This is a genomic window from Flavobacterium tructae (assembly GCF_002217475.1).
GTDB lineage: Bacteria > Bacteroidota > Bacteroidia > Flavobacteriales > Flavobacteriaceae > Flavobacterium > Flavobacterium tructae.
In genome coordinates this window covers 126,053-139,194 of the sequence record NZ_MUHH01000004.1, presented here as the reverse complement: position 1 = coordinate 139,194, position 13,142 = coordinate 126,053, and the positions used below count along the sequence as shown (strand labels likewise).

1 protein-coding gene is annotated in these 13,142 nt (G+C 33.8%); it reads right to left on the bottom strand.

Annotated features, from left to right (window positions below; translation table 11 throughout):
* Nucleotides 1-13,142 (bottom strand): non-ribosomal peptide synthetase/type I polyketide synthase (locus B0A80_RS01640; protein WP_124020550.1); only part of this gene is annotated, 13,142 nt, incomplete at its 3' end.

Below are 13,142 nucleotides of genomic sequence, written 5' to 3'. Positions count from 1 at the left end.
GGAACATTATAAAATGATAACATCGAGGATAACTTATCACTGATCGAGGCTATCGTAGGACTTACGAAAATATCTTTTACACCTATATGATAATCAAGCCTCTGAAGGCGGGATATCAGCTGAACCACTAGTAAACTATGACCTCCTAACTCAAAGAAATTATCATGGATACCTATAGGATCAATACCCAGAAGTTCCTGCCAGATCAAAACCAGCTGTTCTTCTGTTTTATTACGTGGGGCAACATACTCACGGCTCGAGAACCCGGAACCGTCAGGTTCAGGCAATGACTTCTTGTCTATCTTTCCATTACTGGTCAAAGGCATCGAATCCAGGCTTACCCAAAGCATAGGAACCATGTACTCCGGCAAAAGAACCCTTAAATCTGCCTGAACCAATTCCTTGTCAAAATCACCTTCACAAACAACATATCCTACAAGTCGCTTGCCTGAGGATAAATCATCCTGGGCCAGAACAACTGCCTGTCGGATATAAGAAAGACCACTAAGGGCACTCTCTATCTCTCCAAGCTCAATACGATAACCGCGGATCTTAACCTGGTCATCCCTACGGCCCATAAATTCAAGGTTACCATCAGGAAGCCAGCGAGCCAAATCACCCGTCCTGTAAATACGTTCACCCGCTATAAAGGGATTAGACACAAACTTCTCCGAAGTAAGTTCCGCATTATTCAGATATCCGCGAGCCAATCCGTCTCCTGATATACAAAGCTCGCCCACTACTCCGATAGGAACCAACTCTAATGCCGAATCTAAAATGTAGATCTGCGTGTTGGCAATAGGCTTACCAATTGGGATACTACTATGTGTTATTTTATCAATATTGTATACAGCTGAAAATGTAGTATTCTCCGTAGGGCCATAACCATTGATAATATGAAGGTCAGGGTAAATCTCTATTAACTTATTTGTATAATTAAACATGACTATATCCCCACCTACTAATAAATATCTCAGGCATTCAAATACTGATATATCATTTTCTACTATCTGATGAAACCACGAAGCTGTCATCCACATTGTATTAACAGAATGGTTGGCAATAAGATGTTTTAATTTATCAATATCCAAAAGGGTATCTGTATCGGTCAATAATAATTGGCCCCCATTTAATAATGTTCCAAAAAATTCAATGGTAGTGGCATCAAAAGAAATAGAGCCGGTCGAGAGCCAAACTGTATCTGAACTCAAAGCTATGTAATCACAACAAGTAACTAACCTAATAATATTTCTATGCGTAATCATAACTCCTTTTGAAATTCCTGTAGAACCCGATGTATACATTACATATGCGAGATTATCAGCATCAAAATTAATTATAGGAGTCGAAGAAGCATATCTGTCTTTTTCAGCTATGTAATTCTTCACAAAATCATCATCTATCGTTAGCTTACATTGACTATTGTTTTCCATATAAGAGATGCGTCTCTGGGGATAATCAATATCAATAGGCAAATAAGAGGCACCTGTTTTTAGGACAGCCAGCAAACTTATTATCAACCATTCATTACGCTCTATTTTAATCCCTATTAAATCTTCTAATTTCAGATCAATCTTTGATAGGATATAATGTGCTAAACGATTGGATTCCTCCTCTAACTCTCTATAAGTAAATTTTCTGTTTCCATAAAGCAGCGCAATATTTTGAGGCTTTTTTCTTACTTGGCTTGCAAACAAATCAACAATAGTACTATCTCTTGGATAATCAATTTTTGTACTATTAAAAGTTTCTAAAACAAGTTTATTTTCATATTCTGGTAATATTTTTATTTCATCGATTATGCTATCAGGTTTCTTTACTATTTCGCATAGTAAGATTTCGAAATGCATCATCATTCTCTGGATAGTATCTGATTTAAATAAATCAGTACAGTATTCAATTTCTACTGAAAAACCAGATGCCTTTTCCTCCAAAGTGAAAGTTAAATCATATTTAGAATAATTATCCTTTAGAATATATTGGGATGAAATCACCTGCTCTAGTGTATGACCTTCTTTTTCAGGTGTATTATGCAATACAAACATTACTTGAAATAAAGGACTCATACTCAAATCTCTAGTCTGAATAATACTATCAACTACTTTTTCAAAAGGAACTTGTTGATGATCATAACATGCTAAAGAGGTATCTTTAACACGTTGCAGCAATTGTCTAAAACTTGGAGATCCTTCTAAATTTGTTCGCATTGCTAAAATGTTAACAAAAAAGCCAATTAAGCCTTCCATTTCCTTCTGAGTTCTATTGGCTACAGGAGAACCAACACATATGTCTGTTTGCCCTGTATACTTATATAGCAATATTTTAAAAGCAGACAACATTGTCATAAACAATGTAACTCCCTCTGTTTTCGACAGCAAAATCAAAGAAGAACTTAACTCTCTGTCTAACATGTGAGTTAATTGTGAACCAGATTTACTTTGAATTGGCGGTCGCATAAAATCAATTGGTAAATATAATGGCGATACATCTTTCAACTGCCCCTTCCAATAGTTTAGTCCATCTTCTAAATACGAATCTGTCAAATACTTACGTTGCCACACGGCATAATCTGAATATTGTACCAACAAGGTTTGTAACTTAGGTTCTTGTCTATTTTTGCCTGAAACATACAACTCTAAAAACTCTTTTAAGAATATACTATAAGACCAGCCATCACATACGATATGATGAAAGACTAATGCTAGTATGTGTTCTCCTTTTTTTGTTTTATAAAGACAGGACCTAAACATGTAATCTTTAGATAAATTAAAAGGAATATTAATATACCTTTTTAATTCATCATCGAGTAATTCTGAATCCTCTAATACTTTATAATCTAAATACCATCCATGGACCGGTAATACTCTTTGATACCCCAAGCCATCACTAGATTCAATGACTGTACGCAATATCTCGTGACGAGACAAAATTTTATGTAGTGATGATTCCAATATCTGTGAATCAATATCATCTTTTAATCGAAGTAATAAAGGAAGATGGTATTCAATACTATTTTGAAGTTGATCTAAAAACCAAAGTCGCTCCTGACTAAATGATAGTGGATTTCTTAGTTTTTTATCCTGACGTAAAATTTTAGGAAGATTATTTATTAGTCCCTTCCCGATAATATGTCTAGATAACTTTGAAATAGAAGGAAATACAAAAATATCTTTTATAGCAATTTCTTTTCCCATCTTATCACGAATCAAAGACACTAATTGTGTTGCTAATAAAGAGTGTCCACCTAGTTCGAAAAAATTATCATTAATACCAATTTTTTCCACCTCTAAAACATCTTGCCAAAGTAAAACTAAGAGTCTCTCTGTCTCATTACTGGCAGGCTGGTATTTTTCTGAGGAAAGTTCTCCCAATGATATCTCTAAGAGTGCATTTTTATCAATCTTTCCGTTAGTGTTTAAAGGAAGCCTATCTAAATTAACCCAAAAACCAGGTATCATATATTCAGGTAATCTTTGTTTTAAAAATTCCTGAGCCTTTATCTTATCCCACTTTCCTTTATTTACAATATAAGCAATCAAACGTTTACTGCCCGTACCATCGTTTTTAGCAATAACACAACAGTTTTCTACCTCTTCATATTCAGACAGCACACTCTCAATCTCACCTAATTCTATACGATATCCACGAATCTTAACCTGATCATCTTTTCTGCCTATAAATTCCAAATTCCCATCAGGTAACCAACGTGCTAAATCTCCAGTCTTGTACATTCGCTCTCCTTCTTTAAAAGGATTCACTACAAACTTTTCTTTGGTTAAGTCTTCTTGGTTTAAATAACCTCTGGCAACTCCCGCTCCGCCAATACATAATTCGCCAATTACTCCTATAGGTACTAATGATTCCGAAGTGTTGAGTATATAAAAACTATTATTCCATAAAGGTTTACCAATCGGGACATTAATTAAACCATCAAGACTCTTAACATTATCAATTTCAAAATAAGAACTATCAATAGATGTTTCTGTGGTTCCATAACTATTAATAATTCGCATAGCATGACCAAATCTGGTATACACTCTTTTAAAGTCATTAATACTGCATATGTCAGATCCTAAAATTAACAGCTTCATCCAAGCGTAATCTAACTTTTGCTCGTAGATGTAATCCATCAATGGAATCACTAAACCTGGTGTACCTTCTAATATAGTAACATCTTTTTCTAAAATAAGATCATAAAGTCTGGCTGGATCCAACCTAGCATCTGAAGGACAGAGTATCATTCTGCCTCCAAATAATAAACTTCGGCATAAATCCCCTGAAAACACATCAAAAGAAAAACTTGCCATTTGCAATAAGCAAGTATTACTATCCAAAGTATAGGATGACTCCCAACACAAAGCCATATTTAATAAGCTCGTATGATTAATGACAACTCCTTTGGGTCTGCCTGTAGAACCTGATGTATAAATTACATAAACAGACTGATCGGCTTTGACAATAGAATCAACCTTACTTAATGGTTGTTCACCTATTGACTTCCAATTGTCATCTACTGTAATAATTTGTATTTTCTTGTTTTCGGCAACTAAAAACTCATGCGCATAATCTGTTATGAAAAAAATGGCATTACTGTCTTCAATTATGTAATGAATACGATCTTCAGGATACTCAGCATCTATAGGGACGTAAGTTCCGCCTGCTTTCAAAACACCAAACACCGCTATAATCATATCAAAAGAGCGATCGACACATATACCAACTAAATCTTCTGATTTTAGTCCTTTATGGATCAAATAATGTGCTACTTGATTTGATTTTTCATCTAATTCCTTATAAGTTAATTCCTCATTTCCAAAAACAACTGCTATGCTATTCGGCATTCGCAATATCTGTTCTTCAAATAAATCAATTATCGTTTTATCTTTTGGATACGATACTTCGGTATCATTAAAATGTTGTAGTTGTTGTTCTTGTTTACGTTTAGATAACAATTGTATATCCTCTATAATGCCTCCATCGTTGTCAATGATCTGATTTAGTATAAATTGATAACAATCTAAAATATCTTCTGCTAGTTCATTACTTAGAAAAGATTCTCTGTAGTCCAGAGAAAGAACTAAATCTCCAGATTCCTCAATGGCATTAAACATTAAGTCAAAATCGCTGTAAACCGGTTTATTATGTACTATATGTAAGTCTACACTTTCCATATCAGTATTGGAAGCACTAACATCAAAATTAAAAATAACATTTACCCAATTATCATACTTTATATCAGTTTCTTTTTGGAGTAATTCCATAAAATTAGCATACGGATATTCTTGATGCTCATAAGCTTCATATACTCTGTTTTTTAGATCCTTTACATATTCTATTAAAGAATCTTTGGAATTATGAGATATTAAAAATGGCATAAAATGAGAGAAATCTCCAATTGCTTCTTCTATATCCGGCATGGTACGGCCACCTGCGGGTATACCAATAATAACCTCATCTTTCTCACATATTTTACATAATAAGAGTTCGAATGCCGACAAAAATGTCATGAAGAGTGTTAGGTTTTGCTGACTGCTCCATTTTCTGTACCTCAGAATATTTTCTTTAGGAATACGTAAAGAAACCGAATTACTTGCGTTCCCATATTTTGATAAACTGTTATCAAATGGAAGTGTTATATAAAAGGATTTTTTAGAAAATTTATTTATAAAATAGTCTTCATGAGCCTTCCAATCATCATTGTTCAGGTTATTTTCCAACCATTTTGTATATTCATAAAAACCAACAGCTTGTGCTAAATCAAGTTTTTTTCCTTGAAATAACGAATTGTAGTTATCTACAACACCCTGAATAAATAAAGCACAAGACCATCCATCTGCTATTATATGATGCATCGTCACAATTAAAGTACTCTCCTCTGGAGAAAACTTTATTAACTGTAACCGTACAAAAGGCCCGTTGGTAAATGAGAATGCGGTACGCATGTTTTCATCAACTACAGCTTTATAAGCCTCTTCTTGTTGATTTAATCCATCTGTTGAAATATCTATTTCTTCTATTGGTAAAGTAATAGATGGATCGAAAATTAAATGCTCTCCATCTTCTGATATCCGAGTTCTTAAAATACTGTGATTATCTATTAAATTATGTATTGCCATTTTCAGCAATGATGCATAAATTTTACCTTTCATCTGTAAGCTGAAAGATTGCGTATATGCTAAAGATCTTTCCGGGTCAATCTGATGAAGAAGATTAAACTTCTGTTGTGTTAAAGTCAAATTAACCTTAGAAATATTTGATTCCTGCACATTATAACCAGTAGCCTCCAGAGACAAACTCTTTTCTTGAGAAAAATCAGAAGAAGTATAAACCAGTTTAGCACATTCTGTAATTCCTTTGTATAATTCTTCTATATCTTCATCAGAGTGTGCAAATGAGAGAAAAAGATTATTAGATTCCCATACATATATTCCTCTTTGAACCAAATGGAAAGCTAATAATTCGAAATTAGCTTTGTATCTAAATGAAAATAGAGATCCAAAATATACCATCATTATGGGGAGTGATTCCTTTTCGAAATAACTATTCAATCGGTTCATTAAAGAAGCCGTTCTGTTATTGAATTCCAGATATGCTTCTTTACCAATTTCATCAATACGGGTAAGCACCGCTTTTGATGCTGCCATAGTTAATGGATGCCGTGTAAAAGTACCTGCAGTAAATGTTTTGTCTACTTCAGGATAGGATTCATCTCCAAACTGCCAACGACCACCATCTACAGCATCCAGATATTTTGGTGAGCCGGCAACAATTCCAATTGGCATTCCTCCTCCGGCTATTTTACCATAAATTACAATGTCGGCTTTGATATCAAAATACTCTTGAGCTCCTCCGGGCATGATTCTAAAACCAGTCACTATTTCATCAAATATGAAAGGAATATCTAATTCTTTAGTTAATTCGCTAAGCTGATGTAATAATTCTTTTGGCTGAAAATCAGGAAACCTACTTCTTACAGGCTCTACTAATATCCCTGCAAGATCGTCTTTGTGCGCGCGTATTTGTTCTAGAATATCGTCATCAGAATAATTAAGGATGATTAAATCTTTAACCATATTTGCTGTTATCCCTGCCGATAAAGATTCTACAACATTTTCCTCATCACCTTGAACTCCAAGTGTTATTTCTCCATGTCCGTGAAAAGAGGCCGAAAAAACGATGATTTTATTCTTTTTTGTAACAGCTCTTGCTATTCTTAAAGCAAAAGAAACAGCTTCTGTACCTGTATTGGTTAGGCAAACTCGCTCAGCACCAGTTAATTTGGAAACTAATCTTGTAATATCTCCAGACAACTTATTCATAGGGCCAATAATCATACCCTGACTGTGCTGTTCAAGAATTGCCTTAGAAATAAATTCCGGTTGATGCCCAAAAATACAGGATCCAAATCCCATCACTATATCAATGTACTTATTTCCATCAATATCTGTAAAATGAGCCCCAAATGCATGTTCACTTACTATTGGGTAAACCATTTCTTTTGTAGCAATGTTGAACTTATAAGCAGAGCGATAATCCGCTAAAACTGCTTTGTTTTCAATAGCAAAAGACTTTGATTTCTGGGTTTTAGCGGTATAACTCTCTATTAATTGCGGTAATTGTTCTTCTTGGTTTTTTGGTAATTTTTGAAAATAAAAGCTTTTACTGCCAAATGATCCTGGCAGGCTAACTTTTTCTTTAGTTGTTATTTTTTTTTTTACAGTATCAAATATGTTTGTAGTTTTAGAAACCTCAGCGACTGTTTCTCCCGTTGTATGTTTATCAGTATTTTGTGATGTCCTGGAGGTGTTTAAAAACTCAGAAATTATCTGATTTTGTTGTGATAGTATACGATTCTGCTCAGCAAATTGTTCTCTTATTATAGTAAATTCTGTAATATCAATTGCGGTATTCTTAATTACTTCTTTTACCGGCGTTTTAATATATTCAGCAGTCGATTTATTTATTATTTCTTCTCCATTATTCAAATGTTTTCCAGTACCAATCTCTCCATTTGAACTTGCCGAAAAACTACAAGAAGTATTCGTGTCAAATGTCTTATTAACCACTACATGATTATTATGTACGACTTCTGTTTGCCCAGTTTCCTGAATAATGTATTTTATAATTGCATCCAAATTCGTTAAATCTTCAAACATCTTTCGGATTGGAAGTTTCACGTTGTATTCTTTACGTATTTTATTTATGATTTCCATCAAAGAAAATGAATCTGCTCCATAATTTAACAATGGTCTATGCAGCTCTATTTCTTCAATTTTCATCTGTAGCGTAGCTGAAATTGTATTCTTTAAAAAATTCTCTATATCTTTAAAAACCATGGTTTCTGAAAAATCTTTATTATTAGTACTAGAGATTGTATTTGATTCTTTTGAAATAGTAATTTGTTCTTCTTCTATCCAAAATCTTTTTCGTTGGAATTTATAAATTGGAGCATTTACTTTTACACCATCTTTATTAGAATAAAATGATTTCCATTCTACATCTCCTCCTTCTATATAATATTCATTTAGACTTTCTAATAATTGCAGGTTCTCATTTTTACCTTTTCGAAAAGAAGCTAACCAAATTGTTTTATCAGCTCTCTCATCAGATATACACTGACTTCCCATATTGATTAAAACGGGATCTGGTCCTATTTCTACACACGCATCAACTTCTAAGTTCTCTAATGATCTCATACCCTTTAAAAAATCCACAGGGGCAGTAATATGATCTACCCAATACTGTGAGGTACTTATTTCTTTACCTGCGACAGCTCCTGTGAGATTGCTAATTAATAAGCAATTAGGAGACTTAAAGTGAACAGTATCCGCGATCGCTTTAAATTCGGAAAGTATAGGCTTCATCATTGGGGAATGAAAAGCATGGGAAACTCTTAATTTCTTCCACTTAATACCTTTTAAAGATAATGTACTCGTGATAGTCTTTATGGCTTCTTTTTCTCCTGATAATACTATTTGATCAGGAGTATTAATTGCTGCAATGGTAACTTTTTCTTTATAGTGCTTCAATACTTCAGAAATAGTTTCTTCATCCGATTGCACTGAGATCATCTCTCCGTCAAGTATTATTCCTTGCATAAGACGTCCTCTGGATGCTGCCAATTTAAGACCATCTTCTAAAGAAAATACGCCTGCTACACATGCCGCTACCAGTTCTCCTATACTATGTCCCATTAGTACAGCAGACTTAATTCCCCAGTGTTCCCAAAGCTGATATAGTGAATATTCTGTGGCAAATAGTGCAGGTTGCGTATATTGGGTTTGATCTATAAATTTGGCTTTTTCACTTCCTTCCTCTGCAAATAAAACAGTAATTAAATTTTCATCTAAATGAGCTTTTAATAACTCTGTACATGTATCCAAAGCTTTCTTAAAAACTGGCTCGGTATCATATAACTCTCGTCCCATTCCTAGATACTGAGCACCTTGCCCCGTAAATAAAAAAGCGGTTTTTAATGATTTGGTTTTCTGAAATGAGCTATTTGCCTGATTTAGTTTTTGAAGTAATCCTTCTTTATTTTCAGAAATTATTCCTAATCTATTTTCAAAATGATCTCTGTGTACCGATAAGGTATAAGACAAATCGCTGATTTTTACTTCTGGATTATTCTCTATGTAATCAATTACCGCAACAATTTGGTCTTTTAATGCTTTTTCTCCTTTTGCAGATATTGTTGTTAGTACTGCTTTTTGAGAAGAAATGGTATCGTTTTGTTTTTTTTTATGATACAGAGGAGCTTCTTCAAGAACTACATGCGAATTTGTTCCTCCAAATCCAAAAGAACTTACTCCTGCCCTGCGTATGCTATTCTTTTTCTGATTCCAACTTAGTAAATCATTAGGAATTAATACGTTCAATTTTTCCCAATTGATATATTTATTAGGCTTATTATAGTGCAGTTGTTTTGGGATTATAGAATGCTGCAGACATAAAAGTGTCTTAATTAAGCCCGCAATTCCCGCAGCAGCTTCCAAGTGACCTATATTAGCTTTGACAGATCCTATTATTAACGGACTGTCTGAGTTTCTGTCTTTTTTAAATACTGCATCCAGAGCATTAATCTCTATTGGATCTCCCAGAGATGTTCCCGTACCATGCGATTCTATGTAATCAACATCTTTTGGGTGTAATCCTGCAGATTTTAGCGCAGCGTGTATTACCTCTTGCTGAGCTAATCCATTTGGAGCAGTTAATCCATTACTTCTACCGTCTTGATTAACAGCAGATCCTTTAATTACTCCTATAATATTGTCCCCATCTTTTATCGCTTTTGATAGTGGTTTTAATAATATTAGTCCAGCACCTTCACTTCTGACATATCCATTTGCAGAATCGTCAAAAGTTTTACATCTGCCATCTGCCGCCATCATGCTAGACTGTGATAATGCTGCTGTAGATTCTGGCGTTAGTATAAGATTTACTCCTCCCGCGATAGCCATAGTACATTCTCCACTGCGAATATCCTTTATAGCCAAGTGTACACTTACTAATGAAGACGAACAGGCTGTGTCAACAGACATACTAGGGCCTTTAAAATCGTAATAATAAGATAATCGATTTGAAGCTATACTCAGTGCTGATCCAGTTCCCGAATACATATCTTTAGGATAGTTTTTGAGTAGAGACGCATACTCATTTTGAAGAATACCAATGTATACACCAGTCATTGACCCTTTGAGTTCTTTTGCTGTATATCCTGATCTTTCTAATAATTCATGAGTCAATTCTAATAAAATACGTTGTTGAGGATCCATCAATTTAGCTTCTCGAGGTGATATCTCAAAAAAAGAGGCGTCAAATTCATCGATAGCATCTATAAAACCTCCCCAGCGTGTATTCATTTGATACCCGTCAATTTCTTCTTTATTGCTGAAGAAATCATCTATTTCCCATCGGCTCTTTGGCACTTCTGTAATAGAGTCTATTCCCGTTTTTAAATTTTCTAAAAATGTTTCCAGATCTTGCGCGCCTGGAAAACGACAAGACATACCAATAACTGCGATTGGTTCTGAATTCAATATTTTTGCATCTTCGACATTTGAAGGTAATTCAATATCTTCATTTAATAATAAATATGCCGCCAGATCCTTTATGTTCGAATAACTATAAACAATTGTTGGTGTTATTTCTATCCCTAAATAATCAGACAATTTCCCTGTGAGTCTTATACTTTGTATAGAACTCATACCTAATTCTGAAAACGAAGTATGCGTATTAACTTTTGATATGCTTATGTTTAGTTCTGCTGCTACAGCTTCTTGCAAAAACTTTTCTAAATCATTGGATAAAATTGTTGTTTTTACTATTTTATTTTCTTGCAGATTTTCATTAGAATTATTTATATTTTGACCTTGAACCCATTGATCCATTACTCCTTCAATAGTATTAGACTCATATAAAATTTTAGTGGCTAATCGCTTAATTTTCCCGCTGGACGTTTTTTCTACTTTTCCCGGTTCTACCAATATAATTGCATATACAGACAATTCATGTTGCTCAAATACACTATCAATTATACTTTTAACAATGAAATTAAAATCATACCCCTTCATTGAAGTTCTTTTAATTTCCTGAACAATAACCAATTGTTCTTTTCCTTTTGACTCAGTGCAAAAAGCTACTCCTGCATTGTTTTGCAAATCAATATGTGATTGTTGTACAACACGTTCTATATCTTGTGGAAAATGATTCACTCCATTAATGATCATGAGCTCTTTTAGACGACCAGTTATATAAAGTTGTTTCTCATTTATAAATCCAATGTCACCTGTACGTAAATACTCCCCTTTGTCTTCTTCTGAGTTTACATCTGAATTTTGAATTCGTGCCTGAAAAACTTCTTTAGTTAATTCTTCTCTTTGCCAATAACCTTTAGCAACACTGGCTCCGCTAACCCAAATTTCACCTATTCCTTTTTCCTGACATACCATTTTAGTATCAGGATTTACTATCTTAATTTCTAATTCTTCTAAAACTGGTCCGTTACCTATAAATTCAATAGCATTAGATATTTTATCTTCTTTATTGAAAAGTTTTACTTCTCCTGAATGAAAATTTTCTTTATCTAATAATAAAGCTTTGGGTATTGAATTAAAATCAGAACAGCTAACTATAAGGGTCGTTTCTGCCATTCCATAACATGGAATTAAATACGTTTCATCAAATCCAATAGAACTGAAACGGGTAGTAAAATTATTTACGGTTTCTGGTCTAATTGGTTCTGATCCATTATAGGCTACTTGCCAATTGCTTAAATCCAATCCTTTTAAATCCTCTTCCTTAATTTGATGAGCGCATAAATCATATGAAAAGTTAGGTCCTCCACTAAAAGTACCTTTATAATCAGAAATAACTTTTAACCATCGAATAGGTTTTTGTATAAAAGCAGTTGGAGGCATGACAATCATTTCAAACCCTACATATAAAGCTTGAAGTATATTTCCTATTAGTCCCATATCATGGTAAATAGGTAACCAACTAACTCCTATACTTTCAGTATTCTGATGAAAACAATTTTTCATCAATTTATTATTATGGACAATATTAGAATGCGTTACCATAACACCTTTTGGATCACCTGTTGACCCGGAAGTGTACTGAACAAATGCAATATCCGTTGGTAATACAACAGGAAAATCTTTATCTAAAGAATCAACTAACACATTGGTTTGCAACCATTTTACTTTTGTAAAAATTTCAGCATCAAACCAACCACTACTCTTAGTATATATACTCTCTATAGTCAAAATAAGAGTAGCTTTACAATCCGCTACAATATTTTCTAATCTGCCTATTCTTCGTTTTCCTTGTGGTGGAAAAGCTGGAACCGCAATTACACCTGCCAGGAAACAGCCTAAAAAAGCATCAATAAAATCTAATCCTGATGGATATAAGAGTAAAACACGATCTCCAGGTTTTGCATGTTCTAATATATGTGATGCAATACGTCTTGCGTTATCATATAAATCCTGAAAGGTCCTGCAATCACTTTCTTCTTCCCCATTTTCTAAAAATCTATAAATAACCTTATTTGGAGTTTGGCTAATATGATTGCTTAAAACTTTAACTAAGGTTTCTTTCGAAGTTATATCTTCTGGAATAGTCGATTTTATTAGTGGCAT